The following is a 25,429-nucleotide window of genomic DNA, read 5'->3' on the forward strand; positions in this document are numbered from 1 at the left end:
CATCTACAAGATAGATATTGCACTTCCCGTGCCAACTTATTTAATCTCTTGAACGTTACTGTAAATAAAGCCAAAAAAGTGACTTAACATTATGAAATAAATCAATTTTTAATATTTTTAGACCAAGACCGATTTATTCCTCTTCAGGCTCTGAGTTTCATCACGTTTGGATTTGATCTGTCGCTACAAAACGACGTAAAAACCGATTCCTATTTTTATTCATATTTATCATTATGTTATATGTCTCCATTGAGAGACATTACCGATATCTAGTGTCGCAAAAACCCAACACCGATAAATCGCAATAGCTTTGGCTTTGGCTTTGGCTTTGGCTTTGGCTTTGGCTTTGGCTTTGGCTTTGGCTTTGGCTTTGGCTTTGGCTTTGGCTTTGGCAGGGGAACTGAATCCATTTAGCTGAGAAAACGCTACCTGATGAATCCTTTAATTGAAGTATTGCTCTTTGAATGATGCACAAGAGAATTAAAGCAGCGGAATATTGATAAAGCAGAATGCCAGCGGCATCCTCTTCTCAGCGATAAGCAGAAAGGGTTAACGCTGAGAGACAAATTCAAGACGAAAAAAAACCCCGCATTGCGGGGTTTTCTTCGGAATGTGGTCGGCGAGAGAGGATTCGAACCTCCGACCCACTGGTCCCAAACCAGTTGCGCTACCAAGCTGCGCTACTCGCCGATTTCTTACTGCCTACTCTACATAGTCTTTCGACTTATGTCTATGTAAATATTAATAAAATCTACATAGTTTGTGTGGTGCGAAGGGAGGGACTTGAACCCTCACGTCCGTAAGGACACTAACACCTGAAGCTAGCGCGTCTACCAATTCCGCCACCATCGCATGTTCCACAAAAATTTGGGGTGGCTAATGGGACTCGAACCCACGACAACTGGAATCACAATCCAGGGCTCTACCAACTGAGCTATAGCCACCATAACTTCTTTACTGCTCACAACCGTCGTACGCGGCAATATTACCACCGCAGCTCTTGCACACAAAATTAATGGTGCGCCCGACAGGATTCGAACCTGAGACCTCTGCCTCCGGAGGGCAGCGCTCTATCCAGCTGAGCTACGGGCGCTTAGCGCCGTTGCGGGTGAGGATACTACGGTTTTAATGCCTAACTGTCTAGTGCTTTTTTAGAAGAAATAGTGCGTTTGATTACGCTTTGCTCTCTCTGCCGCAAAAGACAGCTATTTAGTCCCCTCACCCTACCTTTATCGCTGGTTTTATAGACGTTTCGTCATCACACGCGTTTCTTATGCATCCCTAAGGCGAAATAGCACAGTGACACTAACGCCAGGAAAATCGCTCCCACTAATAAAGATAAGCGCGTATCCGGATTAATCCCCATACCAACCAGCACACAAATCAGGAAGGCGATGGTCAGATAGTTCACATAGGGGAACATAATGGATTTAAACGGATGTTGCTTAATCGCTTCTTTATGTACCTGACGGAAACGCAGCTGGCTAATCAGCACCACAAACCACGGTACCATACCTGGCAACACGCTGGCGCTGTAGACATACACAAACACCTGCTGAGGATTAGGAATGATGTAGTTGAGGCTGGAACCGATCAGCAAACACAGAATAGTGACTGCGATACAGTAAACCGGCACGCCGCTGGCAGAGACTTTCGTCAAAATAGCGGGCAACTGGCGATTCATCGCCAAGGCATACAACATACGCCCGCCGCTGTACATACCGCTGTTACAGCCGGACAGCGCAGCGGTCAGCACCACAAAGTTGATAATCCCAGCCGCTGCGGTAATACCAATCTTGGCAAATGTCAGTACGAACGGGCTACCGGTAGAACCAATTTCATTCCACGGGAAGATAGTGACGATCACGAAAATCGCACCGACGTAGAAAATCAGAATCCGCCACAGAATATTGTTAATCGCGCGTTTTAAGGTGACTTGGGGGTTTTTCGCTTCACCGGCGGTGATACCAACCAGTTCCACACCCTGATAGGACGCTACGACAATACACAGTGCAAACAGGAAACCTTTCCAACCACCAGCAAAGAAGCCACCGTGCTGCGTCAGGTTATCGAAACCAATCGCCTGGCCCTGATTGCCGAAACCAAAGAAGATCACGCCGATACCAACCACTATCATCACAATAATAGTGGTGACTTTGATCATCGCGAACCAAAATTCCATTTCACCGTACAGCCGCACCGCTGCGAGATTCGCCAACGCGACAATGACTACGCCGGCGATCGCCGGTATCCACTGTGGCAATTCGGGGAACCAGAAGCTGACGTATAGGCCAATGGCGGTTATCTCCGATATACCCACGGCTATCCACATAAACCAATAGCCCCAGGCCGTCAGATAGCCAAAATACGGGCTGAGATACTTATGGGCGTAAACCGCAAAAGAACCGGCCACCGGCTCCAGATAGAGCATTTCGCCCATGGCACGCATAATGAAAAATACGAACAACCCGGCAATGATGTATGCCAGTAACACTGATGGCCCTGCCCATTTCAGCGTACTGGCTGCGCCCATAAATAACCCGACGCCAATGGTGCCACCTAGCGCTATCAGTTCGATATGCCGGGCTTCCAGCCCACGGTGTAATCCTTTTTTATCTTCGTTGTCTGCCATAAATCCTCTGTAGACTTAATTTTGTTGTGTTCAATCCCCCGGATAACCCCGGTTGTTATAATTATCAGGAAAAGAGAAAAGCGACTGAGTTCACGCCGAACACCTGCGAAAGGAAGCGCTAAAACTGCTGGTCTGCTGCAATCAGGTTAGAAAAATGCATGCCGAGCTAACTTAAAAAAACTGTCGTACTCGTCACGGAAATTAACCGGCCAATATCGTTCCGTATCTGAATCATATAAGCAAACAACAAATTAAAACCTTATGGAATATAAAAATGAATTTTTATTCCTTAAAGGGATATTGCTGGGATGTATTTTTGCGAGGAATAGCTCAGGAGGAAATACTGGCAGGGCTGGATTCACCAACCCTGCGACAGACGCAGTTAAAGACGTCCGGTATAGTAATAACCTACAAATTTAAGCAATTTAAGCTGACGACGAATACGGCTCGGCTGCGACAGCAGGCGATACAGCCATTCTAACCCTAGATTCTGCCAAACCTTAGGCGCTCGCTTTACATGGCCAGTAAACACGTCATAAGTACCACCTACGCCCATATACAGCGCATTAGGGTGAACCTGACGGCAATCGCGCATAAAGATTTCCTGCTTTGGCGAACCCATAGCCACCGTCACAATCGCTGCGCCGCTGGCAGCAATGCGGGTGAACAAGGCGTCCCGCTGTTCTGGAGTAAAGTAGCCGTCCTGTGAGCCGACGATATTCACATTCCACTGCGCCCGCAGTTTTTCTTCTGTTTCTGCCAGGATTTCCGGCTTACCACCGACCAGAAACACCGGTGTCCCCTGCTGACCAGCACGCTGCATCAAGGCTTCCCACAGGTCTGCCCCTGCAACGCGCGACACTTCAGCACCGGCATACTTACGGCGAATCGCACGTACCATGCTGATGCCGTCGGCGTAGAGATACTCCGCATCGTTCAACTGGGTTCGCAATGCGGCGTCATCTTCTGCCTTCAGCAGCTTTTCTGCGTTCATCGCCACCAAAGTACCGGTTTTTACTTGTTCATTTCCCAGCAGATAATCCAGCACCTGGGCCATATCGCGGAACCCCCAGATATTGAAGCCACGCAGGTTGTACTTAGGAATTGCTGTTTTTTGTTCCATTTCTACACTTAAACCTTACAGTTGACTCGTCGTGTCGGCAGAAGAAGCATTGTTCGCCCCAGTATAGCTGCGACGAATACGTTGCGTTATTAGTCCGCTGACGTCGAATAACCAATACAGCAGTTTCGCTACCACCAGACAGGCGCCGAAAATAATGCAAAAGAAGACCACTCGAGAAACAAACGAATCCAGCCCTTCACGCGCCAATACGATCATATTAAATACGGCTCCGAAGCAGAAGCTTTGCAGAATCGCCGCCTTGTAGCGGTTAGTTTCCGCTTTACCTTGCTCGTATAGCCAGTCAAACCACTTAATAATCAGCCCGACAATAATCGCACCGATAGGGATAAACAGCGCGCCGCCCATAACCACCAGAGAACCAATCAGCGTAGGGGAAATCGCCAGCCCGGAATGGTTATCCAATACGTCCCAGGTGAAGTAGTTCGCGGTATTCAGCACCAAATCAGGACGCCCCGGCCAGAGCCAGCTTGGGATAAACACGTAGAAATCTCGAACTATTGGTGCCAGTCCCTGGAAATCTATCTTGTCGTAATTTTGCAGCAACAGCCCCAGATTTTCCCACGGCGAGAAGGTGTCTCGCGTTAGGTACAGGAAGGTATAGAACGCCTCCGCGCCGCTGACATCCAGGCTATAGCGTTTCAGCGCCAGCCAGAACATACCGACAATACCGAATACGCCAGCTGCCACCAGCATCCACAGCGTAATCCAACCGCGCACAATGCCGATAAACAGGAACAATGCAAAAGCGATAATGATATTGGCGCGGGTTCCCCCCACGATAACATAGGTCAGAATGCCGAAGGCTACGGTGCTGGCGAGGAAAAAGAACCATGCCCGCATATCCTGTTTAAGGAAATACACCACCAACATCGCCGGAATGAAGAAGTAGAAGAAACGCTTCAGAGCCACGCCGGAAACATCACTGGAGAATATCTGGCTATAAGAATTCAGCTTAAATAACAGGAAGCCGTTCTGTAGGAAGAAAATACCTACGGTGCCAATCGCCACCAGCGCCAATAAGATCCAGGTCAGGTTGGTTTCAACCCGATTCATCGTAAATATCGGCCGCCGTGGCTGAGTTCGTGGCTTCCGCAGACGCGTTTTATAGGTGACATAGTAAATGGCGTAAAACGCCGTGGCGGACAGTATGGCGTACAGCAAATAGTCCGCCGGAACTACTGCGACATCAAACTGAAATACCAACATGCAGGTCAGCGGAAAACCGAAGTAAAACGTCAGTAAATACAGCATGGAAAAGAAGACGTTAAAGTTGAAGCGAACCCGCCTGAACTCCTGATAGGTCAACGTGAGGATAAAAATCACTGCGATCAAATAGACGCTCAGCAAGCCGCCAAATTGCCCCAACGTCATGGGTTTTCTCCCGCCGCCAGCGCTAATGCCTGCTGCCAACCATCGATATAATTAGGGTTAAAGAAAGCGATGGATTGCTTATCCAGACCGGCCAATTGCCGTTGTGCTTCACGTATCAAAGCTTCATCCAGCGTATCACCGTAGAACAACACTGGAATATGTTGCTCAGCCAAATCCTGCCAGAACGGATTCAGACGGCTAAGGACAAAAGGCACGCCAAATTGGGTTAACAGACACAAAGTGCCGATTCCCTGCTGACGATTAAAAATAAAATAGCCTAAATCGCATTCGCGCAGAATATTCAGATAGTCATCGAAGGCAATTTGTTCGGTCAGAATACGTAGATTTTCTGCCGGAAATAACTTCAGCCCAGCGGTTCGCACCTGATCGATATAAGCATCATTGTTCGCGGGATAGCCCATCGGCAAAATCACCCGAACATCGGCGCCAAACTGCTGACGAATGGATTTCAGCGCTTCAATATGTCGGTTAGTGGTATCACCGGAATTACCGACCAAAATCGTCATTGGCCCGACTAAAGGCTTCTCAGCCTGAACGCCGGTCAGCGTCGGGTCCATACGCGTTGGGAAATAAAGCAAAGACGCTGGCACTCGCGGATGACGCTGCTGATAGTGAATCAAATCCCCGCGAGTAGCAAAAACGTGCCCGACACGCCCTTGAGCCAAGCGGCGCAGCAGGTAAAACAGGCGGAATTTCCAGCTTTTTGCATCTTCATACAGATCGGCACCCCAAACGTGCCAGAAAACCTGATATGGCTTAATTTTGCCGCTTAATAAAGCCAACCACAGCGTGGCATTAAACTGTCCATGCCAAAAGAAACGGGTATTACGATCGGCCTGCGCGCGCCCAATAACCGCCTCAGCCAACGCTTTCTTATTGGGCAGAGTTTCAATCTCTAAAGCATCAAAAACAGCAAAGGAGGCACTGTCTTTCGCCGCGACCATAAAATGCCGCACCTGTTCGGCGGGCAGGCGCGCGGCCAGCACATCGTTAAAGAAGCGCAGCACCGTCTGGTTATGATGCGGGATGTCAGATCCCAATACGTGAATCAGGGTTTTCATGTTTTTCTAGGTAACGAAGATCTACGGTAAATGACGAATACGCAGCTACACAGGGCAAAATAAACGATATAAGTTGCCATATAAGCCTGGGCTGCGCCAAGAGAACCATGTAACGGAATCAGCCAATGGGCAAAACCGGTCAACAACAGGAACTGGCTAACTTCCGCTAGAATATAAAATCGCAGGGAGGCTTTTGCGATAACCAAATAGCCGAAGACATAAGACCCTACTTTTAGCACGTCACCCACCAACTGCCAGGCAAATAAATCGCGCATCGCGGTAAACTGCTTAGAGAATAACAGCCAAATCGCAAAATCACGCAGTAACCACACCATCATGCTGGCTGCGGCAACCACCGGCAGTACAAACTTCAGCGAGCGTAAAATCTCGCGGGAAATATCCGCTTTATCCTTTAAACGCGACAGCGTCGGCAACAAATAAACGGTAAAAGAGGCGGTAATAAACTGCAGGTAGGCATCTGAAATACTGCTTACCCCTTGCCAAATACCAACTTCATCCCAGCCATACTGTTTTGCCAGAAGATTACGCATCATCACGTAAGCGACAGGAAGCGTTACTGAGGTAATCAGCGCCATTATGGTGAACTTACCCAAATGGCTGGCCAGCGCCTTATCCCAACTTAGTTTAAGGTAGCTGAAGGGAATAGTCTTGCGACGCACCAGAATAAAAGTCGCTGGCACGACGACCAACGCAGGAACCAATGCTAAACCCACTAACGCGCCAAAATAGCCGCCTAATCGGAAGCAAAGATAATAAGCCACTACGCCAATCAGACTACCGCCGATAATCGCCAGCGCGTTGCCCATCGCATCGCGATAACCTTTAAGAATAGCCAGAAACAGGTTCGCGTAGGCGATACCCATTTGAATAAAGGCGACGGCACGCACCACGTTCTCATAATCAGCACGGCCAAATAGCGCCACGCTCACCGGTTTTGCCGCAAATAAAAACAGCAAAGCCAATAAGGTAGAGAAACCCAACACTATCGCCGACGAGGTGCCTAATACCGCACGTAGCCGCTCCGGTTGCTGATGATATTCTGCGACATATTTGGTAACGCCGTTAAAAATACCGGCTCCTGATAATACGCCTAATACCGTAATTAACTGGCGGAAGTTACCCGCCTGTCCTACGCCGCTGGGGCCAAAAGTGACCGCCAGCAGTTTAACTACCAGCAAACCTACGCCGATCTTAATCAGCGTAGAGCCTGCGGTCCAAATAGATGCTTTTGCCAATGACATATCAGGCGAAGAAACTCAGTACGCGGTTAATAATGATTTTCTGGTTGGCCTCGGTCAGCATATAGAAGATCGGTAGACGCACCAGACGCTCACTCTCTTTGGTGGTAAAGCAATCCTCACCGGATAAACGGCCAAATTCGGCACCCGCCGGGCAGGCATGCAACGGAATATAATGGAAGACCGTCAAAATATCGGCTTCTTTCATATAGCTGATAAAGGCCGAACGCTCTTCAATATCACGAAGTTTGATATAAAACATATGAGCATTCTGTTCAACATCAGCAGGGACTATTGGTAAATCGATACGGCCTGCGTCAGCAAGAGGCTTGAATGCAGCGTAGTAATTTTGCCACAGAGACAGTCGACGTTGATTAATCTGTTCAGCAGCTTCCAACTGCCCCCATAGATAGGCAGCCTGTAAATCAGCCATCAGATAGCTAGAACCGATATCACGCCAGGTATATTTATCCACCTGACCGCGGAAGAACTGGCTGCGGTTGGTGCCTTTTTCACGGATGATTTCGGCGCGATCGATCAGAGATGGATCATTAATCAGCGTTGCGCCGCCTTCTCCACCCGCCGTGTAGTTTTTGGTTTCATGGAAGCTAAAGCAACCAATATGGCCAATAGTACCCAGCGCTTTGCCTTTGTAAGTCGACATCACGCCCTGAGCGGCATCTTCAACCACAAACAGATCGTATTTTTTTGCCAGCGCCATGATGGTATCCATCTCGCAGGCAACGCCAGCATAGTGAACGGGCACAATCACTTTAGTTTTATCGGTAATCGCCGCTTCAATTTTGGTTTCATCGATATTCATGGTGTCGGGACGAATATCGACAAATACCATTGTTGCACCGCGCAATACAAAGGCATTAGCGGTGGAAACAAAGGTAAAACTCGGCATGATCACTTCATCGCCGGGCTTAATGTTCAGCAACAAAGCCGCCATTTCCAACGATGCGGTGCAAGAAGGGGTCAGCAAGACTTTCGGGCAGTTAAAACGCTGCTCCATCCACTGCTGGCAACGATGGGTAAAACCGCCATCTCCGCAAAGCTTCCCGCTGTTAATTGCATCTTGCATATAACCCAGTTCGGAGCCAACAACCGGTGGTGTGTTAAATGGAATCATTTCATCCCCTGCATAACCAATAAGCGGTGCTCTCAATAGATGCCCCGCTACGAATATAGAGACGCAAAGCTGCGATGTTACTCATCTGAGTGGCGACATATAGCCGCTGTAACCCGTGATGCTGACACCACTGCTTTGCCGCCGACATAAGTTTTGTACCAATACCTTGCCCTGCGGCTCCCGGAAACGCCGCCAACAAACCAATTCGAGCCGAGCCATCCTGCAAATTACGCAAAGTGACAAACCCGATAGCCTGATTATGGCTATCGACCACCAGCAAACATTGGTGGTCGAAAGTTCCCAGTACCGCTTTTTCGGCCCATAGCGCGTAGAAACGCCCGCTATCCTGCGACTCATACCAAGGCGCACGGAAACGACTAAGAGCAAAAGCGCGGGCTGCGGCGCTGCGCAACTGAGGAATATCCAATTCAGTTGCGATCCGAACTGAGCCTGCAGCCAGCATATCGGAAAAGGCGGAACTCGCCGTCGTTCCCGAATGGTCAGCGACAGAAGCAGTTTCCGTGCCAATTGGCAGTGAAAGATCGATTTCACTTTCAACCAGACGAAAACCCAGCAGATTAAGGGCATCAACCCAATCCAGACGGTGCGCAGGGATTTTAGCCTGAACCAAAGCATAGGCATCCAATTCTGCCGGGTTCAGCAACGGGGCAGAATCAGATAAATTCAGTTTTGCGCTGTGTCTCTGGAAAAATTCACTTTCCCAGTTCAGCGGTTCAATATTGGCGCGGACGAGCATGCAATAAATCCAGCAGATATTTACCGTAACCCGTTTTTGCCAGAGCGGTGGCAGCGCGTTTTACGCCATCATCATCCAGCCAGCCATTACGCCAGGAAATTTCTTCCAGACAGGCGATTTTAAAGCCCTGACGCTTCTCTACCGTTTGTACGAAGGTACTGGCTTCAATCAGGCTATCGTGGGTACCGGTATCTAACCAGGCAAAGCCACGACCTAGTAGCTCAACCGTTAACTCACCGCGCTCCAGATACATCTGGTTGATGGTGGTAATTTCCAGTTCACCGCGGGAAGAAGGTTTAACCTGCTTGGCAAAATCAACCACTTGATTATCGTAGAAATAAAGCCCGGTTACTGCCCAATTGGATTTAGGCACGCTTGGCTTTTCTTCGATGGAAAGCGCTCGGAAATTATCGTCGAACTCCACCACGCCAAAACGCTCTGGATCCATCACCTGATAACCGAAAACGGTCGCGCCTTTCTGTCGGGCAACGACACTTTTCAGTTTAGGGCTAAACCCTTGACCAAAGTAGATATTATCCCCAAGAACCAGACAGCAGGATTCACCGTTAATGAACTCTTCGCCGATCAAGAAAGCCTGCGCCAAGCCTTCTGGCTTCGGCTGCTCGGCATAACTTAGGTTAATACCAAACTCAGAACCATCACCCAGCAAACGCCGGAAGGAAGGCAAATCTTCAGGAGTGGAAATAATCAGAATATCGCGAATGCCGGCCAGCATTAAGACTGACAACGGATAATAAATCATCGGCTTATCGTAAACCGGAAGCAGCTGTTTAGAGACGCCGCGAGTAATAGGGTGTAAACGGGTACCGGAACCGCCCGCCAGAACTATGCCTTTCATAGAAACTCCTGATTTGACCTGTAACAACGCGCTGTTCAAATGAAGCAGCGCGTTAGATGGCCGTACAGTGACTTTTAGACGTGCTGGCGAAATTTAATCGCTCAGACCCAAACGTTCGCCGGCATAAGAGCCGTCCTGTACGCGTTGCCACCAGGATCTGTTGCCAAGATACCAATTGACGGTCTTACGAATACCGCTCTCAAAGGTTTCCTGCGGACGCCAGCCCAGCTCTCGCTCAATCTTCCCGGCATCAATGGCATAGCGCATATCGTGGCCTGGGCGATCTTTGACGTAAGTGATCAAATCACTGTAGTGGGCGATTCCCGCGGGTTTGTTGGGCACCAGTTCGTCTAGCAAAGTGCAAATGGTTTCTACCACTTCGATATTTTTGCGCTCGTTGTGCCCGCCGATATTGTAGGTTTCGCCTACTACGCCCTCGGTCACTACCTGATATAGCGCGCGCGCGTGGTCTTCTACATATAACCAGTCGCGAACCTGAGCGCCGTTGCCATAAACAGGCAAAGACTTACCGGCCAGCGCGTTTAAAATCACCAGCGGAATCAGCTTTTCAGGGAAATGGTATGGGCCATAGTTATTGGAACAGTTAGTGACCAACGTCGGCAGGCCATAAGTACGCAACCAGGCTCTAACCAAATGGTCGCTGGAAGCTTTTGACGCAGAATACGGGCTGCTTGGGGCGTAAGGCGTGGTTTCGGTAAAGAGACAGTCCGTGCCGTGCAGATCGCCATACACTTCATCGGTAGAGATATGATGGAAACGAAATGCCTGCTTTTTCTCTGCTGCCAGCGCCTGCCAGTAGTGCCGAGCAGCTTCCAACAGCGTGTAAGTACCCACAATATTGGTTTCTATAAAAGCGGCTGGGCCATCAATGGATCGATCCACGTGGCTTTCAGCGGCCAGATGCATCACTGCATCTGGCTGATACTGCGCAAAGATACGATCCAGCGCGGCGCGGTCGCAAATATCAACCTGCTCAAACGCATAGCGATCGCTGTCTGCCACGACGGTCAGAGATTCCCTATTCCCTGCATAGGTGAGTTTATCAACCACCACAACGCTGTCGGCCGTGTCATTGATGATATGTCTCACCACGGCGGAGCCGATAAAACCGGCGCCACCAGTGACCAGAATACGTCTCAACGCCATACTCCTTTGGTATCAACAATCCACTGTTGCTTCACTTCTTCAGGTTTAATTGCCTTAAACTGGCTGTGATCGACCAGCATCACCAGCACATCTGCTTGCTGCAGCGCTTCCGCCGTGTTTTTCAGCGTAACGTTACCTGCTAATGATTTCGGCAATTGCTCTACGTTCGGCTCAACCACCAAGGTTTCACCCGCATGCCATTCTGCAATCAGGTGTGCGATTTCTACCGCCGGGCTTTCACGTAGGTCATCAATGTTTGGCTTAAACGCCAGACCGAAGCAGGCAATTTTTACTTCTGATGCACGCTTGTCGCTGTTCGCCAGACAATCAGCCACCGCCGCTTTCACGCGGTCGACAACCCATAAAGGTTTGCCATCATTGACCAGACGTGCGGTATGGATCAGACGCGCCTGCTGCGGATTTTGCGAAACGATAAACCATGGATCGACGGCGATACAGTGGCCGCCAACGCCCGGACCAGGTTGCAGAATATTGACGCGCGGATGGCGGTTCGCCAAACGAATCAGTTCCCACACGTTAATGCCCTGGTCGGCACAAATCAGCGACAGTTCGTTAGCAAAAGCAATGTTGACATCGCGGAAGCTGTTTTCAGTCAGTTTGCACATTTCAGCGGTGCGGGCATTGGTCACCACACATTCGCCTTCCAAGAAAATCTTGTACAGCTCACTGGCGCGGGCAGAACATTTTGGCGTCATACCGCCAATCACCCGATCATTCTGAATCAGTTCAACCATCACCTGGCCCGGCAGTACGCGCTCTGGGCAATAGGCGATATTAATGTCTGCTGCTTCTCCAGCCTGCTGTGGGAAGCTCAGGTCTGGGCGGAATTCAGCCAACCACTGAGCCATTTGTTCTGTAGCGCCAACCGGCGAAGTCGACTCCAGAATCACCAGATCGCCTTTCTTCAGCACCGGTGCAATAGATTTAGCCGCAGACTCTACGTACACCATGTCGGGTTCGTGATCGCCTTTAAACGGCGTTGGCACGGCAATCAGGAAAGCATCGGCAGCCAATGGCTTGGTGAACGCCTGCAAATAGCCGCCTTCAACGGCAATTTTGACAACTTTATCCAAATCCGGCTCGACGATATGAATCGCACCGCGATTAATGGTCTCGACCGCATGAGCGTTAACATCGACGCCAATCACCTTTTTCTTGCGCGAGGCAAAAGCGGCTGCGGTAGGTAAACCGATATATCCAAGACCGATAACAGAAATAGTTTCAAAACTCATAGCGTCACCTGATGATTCTTTAATGCTTCTAGGATGCGTTGACAGGCGTGCCCGTCACCGTAAGGATTATGTGCCCGACTCATTTGGTGATATGCATTTTCATCCACCAGCAAATGGGTTACAGCATCTACAATTTTTTTAACGTCGGTGCCCACCAGCAGAACGGTGCCTGAATCTACCGCTTCTGGGCGCTCGGTAGTGTCACGCATAACCAGCACCGGCTTGCCTAGCGATGGCGCTTCTTCCTGAATTCCGCCCGAGTCTGTCAGAATCATATAAGCATGGTTCATCAGGTAGACAAATGGCAGGTAATCCTGCGGATCGATCAGAATGATGTTGTCGACACCGTGCAGGATACGGTTAACCGGCTCGCTGACGTTGGGATTAAGGTGAACTGGGTATACAACCTGCACGTCCGGGTGATTACGGGCAATTTCAGCCAGTGCGCTGCAAATGCGTTCAAACCCGCCGCCAAAGCTCTCGCGACGATGGCCTGTCACCAGAATCATTTTTTTATTGGCATCGAGGAAAGGATAGCGAGCGTCCAGATCCTTACGCAGTTTCTCGTCTTTCAACACCCGATCGCGCACCCAAAACAGCGCGTCAATCACGGTATTTCCAGTCACAAAAATACGATTATCCGGCAGCAACTCACGCAACAGGTTCTGACGCGAATTTTCCGTTGGCGCAAAATGGTACATGGCCAAATGGCCTGTAAGCTTACGGTTGGCTTCTTCTGGCCACGGAGAATAAAGGTCTCCGGTACGCAGGCCCGCTTCAACGTGGCCTACTGGAATTCGCTGATAAAACGCGGCCAAGCTGGTTGCCAAAGTCGTGGTGGTATCACCGTGGACTAAAATGACATCCGGTTTAAATTCGGCCAGAACGGGCTTTAAACCTTCCAAAATACGGCAGGTTATTTCAGTCAGTCCCTGTCCCGGCTTCATGATATTCAAATCATAATCGGGCTCAATTTCAAACAATCTTAGGACCTGATCCAACATCTCTCGGTGTTGAGCAGTGACGCAGACTTTTGATTCAAAGGCTTCATCCTGAGCCAAGGCATGCACCAGAGGAGCCATTTTGATGGCTTCAGGACGGGTGCCAAAAACAGTCAACACTTTCACAGTGAATCTCTTTTAGGTCAGTTAGCCGCAGACAACGCCTGCAAGTTGGGCGCTTACGCGCCCATTAGCAATTTAGTGCTTTACGCCGGGACGACGGGCCAATGCCACGCCAGCTCCGACTAGTGCGCCAATCGCTCCCCACATAATCATCAGGAAAGCGCGACGCGGGCTATCGCGAGTTACCGGATCTTCCGGAGTACGCAGGTAACGGTAGGTCTGGAATTTCTCTTCCAGAGTCGGCCCAACGTTTAATGTTGCCAGCATAGCGCGGTTTTGATCGTAATCGATATCAAAGCTTGGGCCTGATGCTGCCAGAGTTTCTAAACGCGCCTGAAGCATAGGTTTGCCCAGCAGGAACATTTTGGAATCCGGCAGTTGCTCCGCAGGCGTATCCGTTTGGTTACGGCTAATACCCTGTTTTTCGGCCACTTTCAGCGCTTGCTTAACCGCATTCAGCTCACGATCGTAAACCGCCTGCGCTACGGCTTCCTGCCGCTTAACCTGTGCTTTCATTGACTGAGTTCGCGCGGCCCATGCCCCTTGAATTTCATCATTTAAGTGACTGGCAGCACGCTGGCTAGCAAAATCGACATACTCACGTAGCAATTTGTTCGAGTCAGTAGCGGTTTCCGCGGTCAGTTTCACGCTGTCATTCAGCACTTTTTTGTCATCGTGCGGCGTGAATTGAATATTATTGACCAGCTCATCCAGCAAAGCTGCATCCGCTTTGGCATCCCCTTCCTGACGTTGCTTGTAGTAATCACTCTTCAGCCAGAAGTCACGACGGGTATCGTAAGCCGCTAGTTGAATAATGAACTCATTATAAGCTTCGTCAGAAATACTCGGCTGCTCGCTAGCCGAACCTGAAACTAAACGGGAATCCAGGTTACGCAAAAACTGCTGTTGGGAATAATAGCCGCCCAGATTATTAACTGTTGGCTTATCGGTAATCGCAGTGGCGCTCCACTGCTGCTTCACTAAGTAGGACACGCTTAGGGCAATGACGGCAAACAGAACCGCCATACCGATAATCCAGGCTTTACCACGCCACAGCGTGCAGCAAAGGCCGCGGATATCTAACTCGTTATCGACAGCCAGTTCATTGTTAGTAGACGTTTTTTCTGGTTTCATCACTGCCCAAAAGCCTCTGATTAAGATACATGCTTATTATTAGCCCGCCGCATCCGGCGCTTAATACGCTTGATGAAACGCGCCACTCGCCAGGCTCGTTTGATGCAGTAGCCATACAGGAAGAATGCAAGCAAGAATAATGCCAACATTACCCATTCAGGAACAAATACCAGTCGTTCGCCGATAACACCGACGGCCGCCAGCAAGGCCGCAGCCAAGGTAATTAGGACAAATGCCTGTCGGGAAGTGAAGCCTGCACGCATGATGAGATGGTGGATATGCTGGCGGTCAGGCGAGAACGGACTCATACCTTTACGCAAGCGGCGATACATAATGGCAATCATGTCCATTAGCGGAATCGCGATAATCCACAGAGCGGTAACCGGATTGATCGGATGGGTTTTACCCTGAGTGGTCTGCAACAGAATCCAAATGGCGGTAAAACCAATCAGCGTGCTACCCGCATCGCCCATAAAGACTTTATAGCGGCGCCCCAACAAACCGAGATTTAGCAAGATATATGGCGTAATCGCCGCAATCATCGCAAAACACCAAAACGCCAGTGCCATATGCCCGGCCTGATAGAGCAAGATGCCCATCGCACCGAATGACACGCAAGACAGCCCACCCAGCAGCCCGTCAATACCGTCAACCATATTGAATGCATTGATAGCCGCCCACACGGCAAACAGCGTAACCACGTAACCGAACGGGCCGAGAACCATTTCCCACGGGCCAAGAACGTGTCCAAGGCTGTGCAGATAGAGTCCGGCAAACGCCATCATTACTACACCGACTAAAGCCTGAACAAAAGCGCGGATTTTAACGCTAATATCAAAGCGGTCATCCAAAGCACCAACGAACACTAATAAACCGGCGCAAGCCAGATAGAGTGAACCGAAGGGAATTTGCTGGCTGGATATCAGGAAGGCAAAACAGATACCCGCATACACAGAAATACCGCCGACTAAGGGAATCAGCCCCTGATGGCGTTTACGGTAATTGGGTTTATCGACGAGACCGATTCTCTTTGCCACTTTACGGGCGATGAATAAAAAAGCTAAAGAAAACAGCAGGACGATTAGAATCTCTGTACTCATGGTGAGTAATTTCACGTTAAACAGCTCTCTGCAAAAGATAAGGCAGCTTAGCATGTGAGTAAACTTACTCCACGATGCAAAACAACCTTTCAGTCATTTCCTATTAGGGTGACAGCCTATATTGTTTTTACAACAATATCCTCGTTCTATTCACGGAGAACCTAGAGCTAGATACGAAAATGCCATCACCATTAACGGTGTAGATCTACTGATCAAATAAATAAGCGTATTTATCGTATATTCCAAACGTGAAAAACGCCACGACTGAGCGTGGCGTTTTGTTCGTTTTATTTAAATTACGAACGTCTCATCATATCGAAGAAGTCGTCGTTGGTCTTCGTCATAGCTAATTTATTAATGAGGAATTCCATTGCATCAATTTCACCCATTGGATGGATAATTTTGCGCAGAATCCACATTTTTTGTAATTCTTCAGTCGTGGTGAGCAACTCTTCTTTACGAGTACCGGAACGGTTGTAATCGATAGCAGGGAATACACGTTTCTCAGCGATTTTACGCGCCAAGTGCAATTCCATGTTACCAGTACCTTTAAATTCTTCGTAAATCACTTCATCCATCTTCGAACCGGTATCAACCAGAGCGGTTGCGATGATGGTCAGGCTTCCGCCCTCTTCCACATTACGCGCCGCACCGAAGAAACGCTTAGGACGATGTAGGGCGTTAGCATCCACACCACCGGTCAGAACCTTACCTGAGGCAGGCACCACGGTGTTATAGGCGCGAGCCAGACGAGTAATGGAGTCCAGTAGGATGATAACGTCTTTTTTGTGCTCAACCAGACGTTTCGCCTTCTCAATAACCATTTCGGCTACCTGAACGTGGCGAGACGCTGGCTCATCAAAGGTAGAAGCAATAACTTCACCTTTAACCAGACGCTGCATCTCGGTAACTTCTTCCGGACGCTCATCAATCAACAATACCATCAGCACGCAGTCTGGGTGATTGTAGGCAATGCTGGTTGCAATGTTCTGCAACAGCATGGTTTTACCCGCTTTTGGCGGTGCTACGATCAAACCACGTTGTCCGCGGCCAATTGGCGAAGCCAGATCCAACACGCGCGCCGTTAAGTCTTCTGTTGAACCGTTACCGCGTTCCATACGCAAACGTGAATTTGCATGCAGCGGGGTTAAGTTTTCAAACAGAATTTTATTACGGGCGTTTTCCGGTTTGTCATAGTTAACTTCGTTAACTTTTAACAGTGCAAAATAACGCTCGCCTTCTTTTGGCGGACGAATCTTACCGGAAATGGTGTCACCAGTGCGGAGGTTGAAACGGCGAATTTGACTTGGGGATACATAGATGTCGTCGGGACCGGCGAGGTAGGAGCTGTCTGCTGAACGGAGGAAACCAAATCCATCCTGCAATATCTCCAATACGCCGTCACCGAAGATATCTTCTCCACTTTTAGCGTGTTGCTTCAGGATAGAGAATATGATGTCTTGTTTACGCATCCGGGCCAGGTTTTCCAGCCCCATATTTTCGCCAAGTGTAATCAGATCAGAAACCGGCGTATTCTTTAATTCGGTAAGATTCATAATGGTGGGTTCTTAAACTCGGGGTATGTCTCGAACTTTAGTCGTGAATGGGTATGGCAGCGTCATCCGTGCCTGTTTAATGGACATTCAATCTCGGCCTTGTGTGCTGCGCGAGTAATAGCTTGCGCAAAATTCGCACTCAACGACGGCAATAAATTGAAGGTACCTTAGACTGATTTTTTAAAACCGTTAGACTGTCAAAAAACCGATTGAGTTCATATATATTCTCAACGCAAATGTTTCGACATAGAGTAAAACTTTAGATTCAAACTATTTAGGTGCTACAGAATTTTTTAGATGCTACAAACCTAGATTCTACTCACAGGTATGTTCTATACGCAGTGGAATAAACTTAACACGCTTCTTTGCAGGCGTCTAGCGGTCAGTGTGAAAATCACACCCACCGCAGGACACCCGGCTTTTGACACTAATATCGACTACAGATTTTCGTCCAGGAACGCTTTCAGCTGGCTCTTGGACAGGGCACCTACTTTAGTTGCCGCAACCGCACCGTCTTTAAACAGCAACAACGTCGGGATACCACGGATGCCGTATTTTGGCGCGGTGCCCGGGTTCTGATCGATGTTCAATTTAGCGATGGTCAGTTTGCCTTCGTATTCTTCGGCAATCTCATCCAAAATCGGAGCAATCATCTTGCACGGACCACACCATTCAGCCCAGAAATCGACCAACACCAGGCCAGTGGCTTCCAGCACGTCAGTGGCGAAGCTGTCGTCACTCAGGTGAATAATTTTATCGCTCATGTTCTACTCCAAAGGATTGTGTCTACCTAGTTGATGTAGCATTAACCAACATTAGGTTGACTTTATTTCACCGGATACGCTTTCGTAAAGCAATAGTTAGCTGATATTCTACCACACTATGAGCAAAACACACTTGACTGAACAGAAGTTTTCCGACTTCGCCCTGCACCCGCTAGTTGTTGAAGCCCTTGAAAACAAAGGGTTTCAATATTGCACGCCGATTCAGGCGTTAGCATTGCCTCTCACCCTGTCCGGGAGAGATGTAGCAGGTCAGGCGCAAACCGGTACCGGAAAGACGCTAGCATTCCTGGCGTCTACTTTTCATTATTTGCTTTCGCACCCAGCAGAAGAGGGTCGTCAGACTAACCAGCCTCGTGCATTAATTATGGCACCGACGCGGGAACTGGCGGTACAGATTCATTCTGATGCTGAAGCCTTATCCCAGATTACCGGTTTGAAACTGGGTCTGGCCTACGGCGGTGACGGCTACGACAAACAGCTTAAAGTGCTGGAAAGCGGCGTCGATATTCTTATCGGTACCACTGGCCGTTTGATCGACTACGCAAAGCAAAACTACATTAATCTGGGCGCTATTCAGGTAGTGGTACTGGATGAAGCCGATCGTATGTACGATTTGGGCTTTATTAAAGATATCCGCTGGTTGTTCCGCCGCATGCCTGCGGTAGAAAAACGTCTGAATATGCTATTTTCCGCTACGTTGTCCTACCGCGTACGTGAACTGGCGTTTGAACAGATGAATAACGCCGAATACGTGGAAGTGGAGCCGTTACAAAAAACCGGCCACCGCATTAAAGAAGAACTGTTCTACCCTTCAAACGACGAAAAGATGCGCCTGTTACAGACGCTGATTGAAGAAGAATGGCCTGACCGCTGCATCATTTTTGCCAACACCAAGCACCGCTGTGAAGAAATCTGGGGCCATCTGGCTGCCGATGGACACCGCGTTGGCCTGCTGACCGGCGATGTCGCGCAGAAAAAACGTCTGCGAATTCTGGAAGATTTCACCAAAGGCGATTTGGATATTCTGGTAGCAACCGATGTTGCGGCTCGTGGCCTACACATTCCGTTGGTGACTCACGTATTCAACTACGACCTGCCTGACGATTGCGAAGATTACGTTCACCGTATCGGTCGTACCGGTCGTGCTGGCGAAAGCGGCCATTCAATTAGTCTGGCGTGCGAAGAGTATGCATTAAACTTACCGGCTATTGAGACCTATACCGGTCACAGTATTCCTGTCAGCAAATACAATAGCGATGCGCTGTTGACTGATTTACCGGCACCAAAACGTCTGGCACGTACCCGCACCGGGAATGGCCCGCGCCGTAATTCTGCCCCTCGCCGTAACGGCGCGCCGCGGAACAACAACCGTAAACGACCAGGCTGATAACGCGATGCTAAGCTCCACCTCACTTTATGCTGCCATCGATCTTGGCTCCAACAGTTTCCATATGTTGGTGGTACGTGAGGTGGCTGGCAGTATCCAAACGCTGGCCCGAATTAAACGCAAAGTCAGGCTGGCCGCAGGATTAGATGCTAATAACCATCTGTCACATGAAGCAATGGAACGCGGCTGGCAATGTTTGAAGCTGTTTTCCGAACAGTTGCAGGATATTCCGCGGCAACAAATTCGCGTGGTCGCCACGGCAACCTTGCGTTTGGCCTCAAACGCCGACCAATTCCTGCAAACGGCCATTGAAATTCTGGGTTGCCCGATTCAAGTGATTAGCGGTGAGGAAGAAGCGCGGCTGATTTATCACGGCGTCGCTCACACTACTGGCGGGCCAGAAAAGCGTCTGGTGGTCGATATTGGCGGTGGCAGTACCGAGCTGGTAACAGGTTCCGGCGCTCAGGCGTCCATATTGGTCAGTCTGTCGATGGGCTGCGTAACCTGGCTGGAACGTTATTTCAGCGATCGCAATCTGGAACAGGAAAACTTTGACCAAGCCGAATTAGCGGCGCGTGAGATGATCAAACCGGTCGCGGCACGTTTTCGTGAGCACGGTTGGCAAATTTGCGTCGGCGCTTCCGGCACGGTGCAGGCTTTACAGGAAATTATGGTCGCCCAAGGCATGGACGAACTGATTACGCTGCCAAAGCTGCAACAACTGAAACAAAGAGCCATTCACTGTGGCAAGCTGGAAGAACTGGAAATTTCAGGTCTGACGCTGGAAAGAGCCTTGGTATTCCCCAGCGGCCTATCGATTTTGATCGCTATTTTCCAGGAATTGGGTATCGAAAGCATGACGTTGGCTGGCGGCGCACTGCGCGAAGGTCTGGTGTACGGCATGCTGCATTTACCTATTGAGCAAGATATTCGCAGCCGCACTATTCGTAATCTGCAACGCCGCTATTTGCTGGATATTGAGCAAGCCCAGCGCGTCGCGCAGTTAGCGGATAACTTTTTTCTACAGGTTGAGAAACAGTGGAAACTAGAGGGTCGATGTCGGGAATTATTGCAAAATGCCTGTTTGATCCACGAAATCGGCCTTAGCGTTGATTTCAAGCTCGCTCCGCAGCATGCCGCCTACCTGATTAGGTATCTGGATCTGCCTGGATTTACCCCCGCGCAAAAACTGCTTCTCTCCGCTCTCTTGCAAAACCAAAGCGGCACTCTGGATTTATCACTGCTTAGTCAGCAAAACGCGTTACCCGTAGTCATGGCGCAGCGTTTATGTCGCTTGCTACGTCTGGCGATCATTTTCTCCAGCCGTCGTCGGGATGACACCTTACCAGCGGTAAGATTACGCGCCAATGGCGACACTCTGTGCGTGCTATTACCACAAGGCTGGCTGCAGCTGCATCCTTATCGTGCTGAATCACTGGTACAAGAAAGTCACTGGCAAAGCTATGTTCAGTGGCCTCTTACTCTGGAAGCGTTTGGTTAAGCATTATCTCGGGCGGTTATAGATAGCCGCCCATTATTTCTCCCTTTTCTTATTCAGTAACCCTCCCTCACCACTATTTCGTCTAAAAAAACAGTAAGCACTCGATATGTGATCGCCTTCATCTTAAAAATAAAACTATGTGTGTATTTTTATAGAACAGCGTTTCTATTTTAAAATTATCTCCTCCATCAGAAGACAGCGCTGTCTGCGACAACTCTCTCCATTTCAATGAGGAATAAGAATGCGCGTACAGCTTCAACGTCGTCATCCCCTGAATATGCTGTTGATTCTTTCTGGTTTGGCACTTGCCCCTGCCACAGCATTGGCCGAACTGAAAGCACCGCAAAATCTACAGGTTCCCACGCTGGCTTATAACGAAAACAGCTTAGTATTAGTGTGGGAAGCGCCGCATGATAACGGTCAAATCGTCGATTATCAGGTGTATTCCGCAGGGAAACTGCTGGGCCTTGCCAGTGAAAATAATGACCGATACTCTCCGGCCAAACCCTATATCAATCATTTCTACGCAAATGATAAGCAGCAATTTCAGCACAAGATTCTGATACAGAATTTCACCGTACAGGGGCTACAACCTGACACGACTTACTCGTTTAGCGTCAAAGCGCGCTATGCTGACGGTTCACTGTCACCTGACAGTCAGGTGATTACCGCGAAAACAACGGCGTTACCTCAGGTGCTGAATATTCGTGATTTCGGTGCCAAAGACGATGGAAAAACCCTCAATACCCAAGCGATTCAACAGGCGATCAATAGCTGTAAACCTGGTTGCCGCATTGATATTCCCGCTGGGGTGTATAAAACCGGCGCGCTGTGGCTAAAAAGCGATATGACGTTGAATCTTGAGGCTGGCTCGACCTTGCTGGGTTCGGAAAATCCGACGGATTACCCCGCAGGCTATTATCTTTATAGCTATTCCACCGTCCAGCGTCCGGCTTCGCTGATTAATGCCATAAATCCTGATCAGACCGCGCCGGGCACCTTCCGAAATATCCGCATCGTTGGCTTTGGAACTATCGATGGCAATGGCTGGCTCCGCGCGAAAACCGGCGAAATATCAGATGAATTAGGCAATAAGCTGCCGCAATACGCCGCGAGCAAAAATACCAAAGTGCACGAAGACGGCATTCTAGCCAAAAATCAGGTTGAACAGGCTGTTTCCGCAGGAATAGATCTAAAAACGGCTTACGGCCAGAAACGATCCAGTTTGATCACCTTGCGCGGCGTAGAAAATCTGTATCTAGCCGGATTCACCGTTCGTAATCCGGCATTTCACGGCATTATGAATCTGGAAAACCATAACGTGGTGGCTAATGGTTTAATCCATCAAACTTATGATGCTAATAACGGCGACGGTATTGAGTTCGGCAATAGTCAGAATGTCATGGTGTTCAATAACTTCTTCGATACTGGCGATGATTGCATTAACTTTGCCGCAGGCACTGGCGAAATGGCTCAGCAACAGGAACCAATGAAAGGAGCGTGGTTATTTAACAACTATTTCCGCATGGGCCACGGCGCTATCGTCACCGGCAGCCATACTGGCGCATGGATTGAGGATATTCTGGCGGAAAATAACGTGATGTATCTGACGGATATTGGCCTGAGAGCCAAAAGTACCCGCTCAATCGGCGGTGGCGCGCGCAACGTCACTTTCCGCAATAATGCTATGCAAGATATCGCCAAACAGGCTGTCGTCATGACGCTGGACTATGCGGATAGCAATGCCAATCTGGATTATCCTCCGGCGAAAATTCCTGCTCAATTCTATGATTTTACAGTAAGAAATGTGACAGTGAATAACCAGACAGGAAAAAACGCATCCATTGAGATTAAGGGTGACAGTGACAAACAGGCCTGGCACCGTCTGGTGCATTTCGACAATGTGAAATTCGATCGGGTCACGCCAACGGCAATCAGCGATTTACGTGATAGCCAGTTCAATCAGGTTATTTTCACCCAGCTACGTGGCGAAAACCCTTGGCATTTCAGCGCGATACAAAATGTAACCGTAGATGGGAAACCCGTGACACCATAGGGTTCATCAACAGATTTCCCTACCCATTATTTCTTGGCATTTGCCAATTGAGCACGAATACTGGCCAGATGACTCTGGCCTTTTTGCATCCGTTCTTCCGGCGTAATCACTTTACGCTCCGATTCCCAGTCCAAATCATCCTGCGGCAATTCCATCAGAAAACGGCTAGGTTCCGGCCGCATTAATTCACCGTATTGCCGGCGTTCCCGACAGTGTGTGAAGAACAGTTCCCGCTGGGCGCGAGTGATGCCAACGTAGGCCAGACGTCGTTCTTCATCCACATTATCTTCGTCGATACTGCTTTGGTGAGGCAGTAGCCCTTCTTCCATGCCGACTAAAAATACGTAGGGAAATTCCAGACCTTTCGAAGCGTGCAAAGTCATTAGCTGCACCTGATCCAACCCTTCGTCGCTTTCTCCGCGCTCCATCATATCCCGCAGGGTGAAACGCGTGACAACCTGGGTCAAAGTCATTTGCTCGTCCAGTTCCGAGCCTTCCAACATTTCCGTCATCCAGCTAAACAGCATGTTGACGTTTTTCATCCGCATTTCTGCCGCTTTCGGGCTGGGAGAAGTTTCAAACAGCCAACTTTCGTATTCCATTCCGTGAAGCAAATCCCGCACTGCGGCAATAGGTTCACGCTCCACCAGCCGAATAATACTCTCCAGCCAGTGGGTGAAACGCTGTAAAGACTCTAGTCCACGGCCTGTCAGATGCTGGCTCAAACCTAAGTCAAAGCTGGCGTGATACAGGCTCTTGTTTCGGATATTCGCCCATTCGCCTAGTTTCTGAATCGTTGCCGGGCCGATTTCTCGTTTAGGCGTATTCACAATGCGCAGGAAGGCGCTGTCATCGTCCTGATTGGTTAAGACACGTAGATAGGCTAGCAAGTCTTTGATTTCAGGGCGAGAAAAGAAAGAGTCTCCGCCGGAAATGCGGTAAGGAATTCGGTTTTGCACCAACAATTTCTCGAAAAGCCGCGATTGATGGTTACCGCGGTATAAAATAGCGTAATCACCGTACTGAGTTTTCTTAATAAAGTGATGGGCGATCAGTTCTCCCACCACTCTTTCGGCTTCATGATCTTCATTATTGGCGGTAATAACCTTCAGCGGTTCGCCGTAACCTAATTCGGAAAACAGTCGTTTTTCAAAAACGTGCGGGTTATTGGCGATCAAAATATTGGCCGCTTTCAATATCCTCCCAGAAGAACGGTAGTTTTGTTCCAGCTTAATCACCTGCAACTGAGGAAAATCTTGATTCAGCAACACCAGGTTCTGCGGCCGAGCGCCACGCCAGGAGTAAATTGACTGATCGTCATCTCCCACCACGGTAAAGCGCGCCCGATTGCCCACCAGCAACTTAACCATTTGATATTGGCTGGTATTAGTATCCTGATACTCATCTACCAGCAGATAACGCAGTTTGTTCTGCCAACGTTCGCGCACTTCTTCGTTTTTTTGCAGCAGCAGCGTTGGCAGAGAAATTAAATCGTCAAAATCCAGTACGTTGCAGGCTTTTAAGTGATCGTCATATAAGGTATAGCAGTGAGCAAAGATCTTATCGCGTTCCGAACGCGCCTGTGCAGCCGCGGCGGCCGGAGTCATTAGATCGTTTTTCCAATTAGAGATCGTCGAGATCAACTGCTGTAGCTGAGTTTTATCTTCTTCCAACCACTTGCTGGTAAGATCTTTTAGCAACCCCATCTGATCCTGTGCGTCAAACAGCGAGAAGTTAGATTTCATCCCCAGCGCTTTATATTCTTTCTTAATGATTTCCAGCCCCAAAGTATGGAAAGTTGAAATCATTAAACCGCGAGCTTCTTTACGCCCCAGCGTTTGCGCCACGCGTTCTTTCATCTCGCGAGCGGCCTTATTGGTAAAGGTTACAGCGGCGATATGGCTGGGCTTATAGCCACACTGACGGATCAAGTGCGCGATTTTATTAGTAATTACACGGGTTTTACCCGAGCCAGCACCGGCCAGCACTAGGCAGGGTCCGGTGACAAATTCGACGGCTTGTTGTTGGCTGGGATTTAATCGCATAGCGCTCGGTTACTCACGGTTACTCTGTGGGATGGTGGGGAGGAAGAGTGTAGCAGAAAGAAGCGGGTGAAAAAAAACGCCT

Annotated in this window: 19 protein-coding genes and 4 tRNA genes; 3 read left to right on the plus strand and 20 right to left on the minus strand. The window is 49.2% G+C overall.

Features of this window, described 5'->3' with window-relative positions; all coding sequences use genetic code 11:
* Positions 1 to 613: 613 nt before the first annotated feature.
* The 19 genes from ACQ4OC_RS13025 to trxA all read right to left on the minus strand — a co-directional run bounded on the left by ACQ4OC_RS13025 (position 614) and on the right by trxA (position 18,337).
* Positions 614 to 690: transfer RNA gene (locus ACQ4OC_RS13025), tRNA-Pro, on the minus strand.
* A 75-nt stretch (positions 691 to 765) separates the two neighbouring features.
* A tRNA-Leu gene (locus ACQ4OC_RS13030) sits at positions 766 to 852 on the minus strand.
* Positions 853 to 868: 16 nt separating this feature from the next.
* A tRNA-His gene (locus tag ACQ4OC_RS13035) sits at positions 869 to 944 on the minus strand.
* A gap of 72 nt (positions 945 to 1,016) precedes the next feature.
* A tRNA-Arg gene (locus ACQ4OC_RS13040) sits at positions 1,017 to 1,093 on the minus strand.
* Between the two features lie 165 nt (positions 1,094 to 1,258).
* Complete coding sequence (thrP, locus tag ACQ4OC_RS13045) at positions 1,259 to 2,632, minus strand: bifunctional threonine/serine APC transporter ThrP (protein WP_064514433.1); 1,374 nt, start codon at positions 2,630 to 2,632, stop codon at positions 1,259 to 1,261.
* A gap of 382 nt (positions 2,633 to 3,014) precedes the next feature.
* Positions 3,015 to 3,755, minus strand: a complete 741-nt coding sequence (gene wecG, locus ACQ4OC_RS13050) for a lipopolysaccharide N-acetylmannosaminouronosyltransferase (protein ID WP_064514436.1) — start codon at positions 3,753 to 3,755, stop codon at positions 3,015 to 3,017.
* A gap of 15 nt (positions 3,756 to 3,770) precedes the next feature.
* Entirely contained in the window at positions 3,771 to 5,147 is a 1,377-nt protein-coding gene (gene wzyE / locus ACQ4OC_RS13055) for an ECA oligosaccharide polymerase (RefSeq protein WP_064514439.1), read from the minus strand.
* Positions 5,144 to 6,229, minus strand: a complete 1,086-nt coding sequence (locus ACQ4OC_RS13060) for a TDP-N-acetylfucosamine:lipid II N-acetylfucosaminyltransferase (protein WP_064514443.1) — start codon at positions 6,227 to 6,229, stop codon at positions 5,144 to 5,146. Before ACQ4OC_RS13060 ends, wzyE begins: the two co-directional genes overlap by 4 nt.
* The gene (gene wzxE, locus ACQ4OC_RS13065) at positions 6,226 to 7,491 is read right to left on the minus strand and encodes a lipid III flippase WzxE (protein ID WP_064514446.1); all 1,266 of its coding nucleotides are present in this window, start codon (positions 7,489 to 7,491) and stop codon (positions 6,226 to 6,228) included. The genes ACQ4OC_RS13060 and wzxE overlap by 4 nt, the downstream gene beginning before the upstream one ends.
* Position 7,492: 1 nt before the next feature.
* On the minus strand, positions 7,493 to 8,623 hold the full coding sequence (rffA, locus tag ACQ4OC_RS13070) for a dTDP-4-amino-4,6-dideoxygalactose transaminase (protein WP_064514449.1): 1,131 nt from the start codon (positions 8,621 to 8,623) through the stop codon (positions 7,493 to 7,495).
* Between the two features lies 1 nt (position 8,624).
* Positions 8,625 to 9,380, minus strand: coding sequence for a dTDP-4-amino-4,6-dideoxy-D-galactose acyltransferase (gene rffC, locus ACQ4OC_RS13075; RefSeq protein ID WP_064514452.1), 756 nt, complete (start codon positions 9,378 to 9,380; stop codon positions 8,625 to 8,627).
* A complete protein-coding gene (gene rfbA / locus ACQ4OC_RS13080) occupies positions 9,358 to 10,239 on the minus strand; it encodes a glucose-1-phosphate thymidylyltransferase RfbA (RefSeq protein WP_064514455.1) in 882 nt (293 codons plus the stop codon). The genes rffC and rfbA overlap by 23 nt, the downstream gene beginning before the upstream one ends.
* Before the next feature lie 93 nt (positions 10,240 to 10,332).
* Positions 10,333 to 11,406, minus strand: coding sequence for a dTDP-glucose 4,6-dehydratase (rffG, locus tag ACQ4OC_RS13085; RefSeq protein ID WP_179207962.1), 1,074 nt, complete (start codon positions 11,404 to 11,406; stop codon positions 10,333 to 10,335).
* On the minus strand, positions 11,397 to 12,659 hold the full coding sequence (gene wecC, locus ACQ4OC_RS13090; protein ID WP_064514458.1) for a UDP-N-acetyl-D-mannosamine dehydrogenase: 1,263 nt from the start codon (positions 12,657 to 12,659) through the stop codon (positions 11,397 to 11,399). Before wecC ends, rffG begins: the two co-directional genes overlap by 10 nt.
* The gene (gene wecB / locus ACQ4OC_RS13095) at positions 12,656 to 13,786 is read right to left on the minus strand and encodes a non-hydrolyzing UDP-N-acetylglucosamine 2-epimerase (protein ID WP_064514461.1); all 1,131 of its coding nucleotides are present in this window, start codon (positions 13,784 to 13,786) and stop codon (positions 12,656 to 12,658) included. Before wecB ends, wecC begins: the two co-directional genes overlap by 4 nt.
* 72 nt (positions 13,787 to 13,858) lie before the next feature.
* Positions 13,859 to 14,917, minus strand: a complete 1,059-nt coding sequence (wzzE, locus tag ACQ4OC_RS13100) for an ECA polysaccharide chain length modulation protein (protein WP_064514463.1) — start codon at positions 14,915 to 14,917, stop codon at positions 13,859 to 13,861.
* A gap of 20 nt (positions 14,918 to 14,937) precedes the next feature.
* Positions 14,938 to 16,032, minus strand: coding sequence for a UDP-N-acetylglucosamine--undecaprenyl-phosphate N-acetylglucosaminephosphotransferase (gene wecA / locus ACQ4OC_RS13105; RefSeq protein ID WP_120806496.1), 1,095 nt, complete (start codon positions 16,030 to 16,032; stop codon positions 14,938 to 14,940).
* Positions 16,033 to 16,313: 281 nt separating this feature from the next.
* Positions 16,314 to 17,573, minus strand: coding sequence for a transcription termination factor Rho (gene rho / locus ACQ4OC_RS13110; protein ID WP_049600753.1), 1,260 nt, complete (start codon positions 17,571 to 17,573; stop codon positions 16,314 to 16,316).
* Between the two features lie 437 nt (positions 17,574 to 18,010).
* A complete protein-coding gene (trxA, locus tag ACQ4OC_RS13115; RefSeq protein WP_049600750.1) occupies positions 18,011 to 18,337 on the minus strand; it encodes a thioredoxin TrxA in 327 nt (108 codons plus the stop codon).
* Between the two features lie 118 nt (positions 18,338 to 18,455).
* Here trxA and rhlB point away from each other — a divergent pair, with 118 nt between their 5' ends.
* The 3 genes from rhlB to ACQ4OC_RS13130 all read left to right on the plus strand — a co-directional run bounded on the left by rhlB (position 18,456) and on the right by ACQ4OC_RS13130 (position 23,302).
* Entirely contained in the window at positions 18,456 to 19,745 is a 1,290-nt protein-coding gene (gene rhlB, locus ACQ4OC_RS13120; RefSeq protein WP_064514466.1) for an ATP-dependent RNA helicase RhlB, read from the plus strand.
* A 7-nt stretch (positions 19,746 to 19,752) separates the two neighbouring features.
* On the plus strand, positions 19,753 to 21,246 hold the full coding sequence (gene gppA / locus ACQ4OC_RS13125; protein ID WP_430971226.1) for a guanosine-5'-triphosphate,3'-diphosphate diphosphatase: 1,494 nt from the start codon (positions 19,753 to 19,755) through the stop codon (positions 21,244 to 21,246).
* A gap of 277 nt (positions 21,247 to 21,523) precedes the next feature.
* The gene (locus tag ACQ4OC_RS13130) at positions 21,524 to 23,302 is read left to right on the plus strand and encodes a glycosyl hydrolase family 28 protein (RefSeq protein WP_415843086.1); all 1,779 of its coding nucleotides are present in this window, start codon (positions 21,524 to 21,526) and stop codon (positions 23,300 to 23,302) included.
* A 26-nt stretch (positions 23,303 to 23,328) separates the two neighbouring features.
* On the opposite strand, the gene rep is transcribed toward ACQ4OC_RS13130, so the two are convergent.
* Positions 23,329 to 25,347 (minus strand): DNA helicase Rep, encoded by a 2,019-nt coding sequence (gene rep / locus ACQ4OC_RS13135; protein WP_430971227.1) that lies wholly within the window; start codon positions 25,345 to 25,347, stop codon positions 23,329 to 23,331.
* Positions 25,348 to 25,429 lie beyond the last annotated feature (82 nt).

It is taken from the genome of Yersinia sp. J1 (assembly GCF_050586585.1).
GTDB lineage: Bacteria > Pseudomonadota > Gammaproteobacteria > Enterobacterales > Enterobacteriaceae > Yersinia > Yersinia entomophaga.

Bases quoted from the DNA above. Each gene is read 5' to 3' on its own strand.
- thrP (WP_064514433.1), bottom strand. From the start codon at position 2,632: ATGGCAGACAACGAAGATAAAAAAGGATTACACCGTGGGCTGGAAGCC.
- wecG (WP_064514436.1), bottom strand. From the start codon at position 3,755: ATGGAACAAAAAACAGCAATTCCTAAGTACAACCTGCGTGGCTTCAAT.
- wzyE (WP_064514439.1), bottom strand. From the start codon at position 5,147: ATGACGTTGGGGCAATTTGGCGGCTTGCTGAGCGTCTATTTGATCGCA.
- ACQ4OC_RS13060 (WP_064514443.1), bottom strand. From the start codon at position 6,229: ATGAAAACCCTGATTCACGTATTGGGATCTGACATCCCGCATCATAAC.
- wzxE (WP_064514446.1), bottom strand. From the start codon at position 7,491: ATGTCATTGGCAAAAGCATCTATTTGGACCGCAGGCTCTACGCTGATT.
- rffA (WP_064514449.1), bottom strand. From the start codon at position 8,623: ATGATTCCATTTAACACACCACCGGTTGTTGGCTCCGAACTGGGTTAT.
- rffC (WP_064514452.1), bottom strand. From the start codon at position 9,380: ATGCTCGTCCGCGCCAATATTGAACCGCTGAACTGGGAAAGTGAATTT.
- rfbA (WP_064514455.1), bottom strand. From the start codon at position 10,239: ATGAAAGGCATAGTTCTGGCGGGCGGTTCCGGTACCCGTTTACACCCT.
- rffG (WP_179207962.1), bottom strand. From the start codon at position 11,406: ATGGCGTTGAGACGTATTCTGGTCACTGGTGGCGCCGGTTTTATCGGC.
- wecC (WP_064514458.1), bottom strand. From the start codon at position 12,659: ATGAGTTTTGAAACTATTTCTGTTATCGGTCTTGGATATATCGGTTTA.
- wzzE (WP_064514463.1), bottom strand. From the start codon at position 14,917: ATGAAACCAGAAAAAACGTCTACTAACAATGAACTGGCTGTCGATAAC.
- rho (WP_049600753.1), bottom strand. From the start codon at position 17,573: ATGAATCTTACCGAATTAAAGAATACGCCGGTTTCTGATCTGATTACA.
- trxA (WP_049600750.1), bottom strand. From the start codon at position 18,337: ATGAGCGATAAAATTATTCACCTGAGTGACGACAGCTTCGCCACTGAC.
- rhlB (WP_064514466.1), top strand. From the start codon at position 18,456: ATGAGCAAAACACACTTGACTGAACAGAAGTTTTCCGACTTCGCCCTG.
- gppA (WP_430971226.1), top strand. From the start codon at position 19,753: ATGCTAAGCTCCACCTCACTTTATGCTGCCATCGATCTTGGCTCCAAC.
- ACQ4OC_RS13130 (WP_415843086.1), top strand. From the start codon at position 21,524: ATGCTGTTGATTCTTTCTGGTTTGGCACTTGCCCCTGCCACAGCATTG.
- rep (WP_430971227.1), bottom strand. From the start codon at position 25,347: ATGCGATTAAATCCCAGCCAACAACAAGCCGTCGAATTTGTCACCGGA.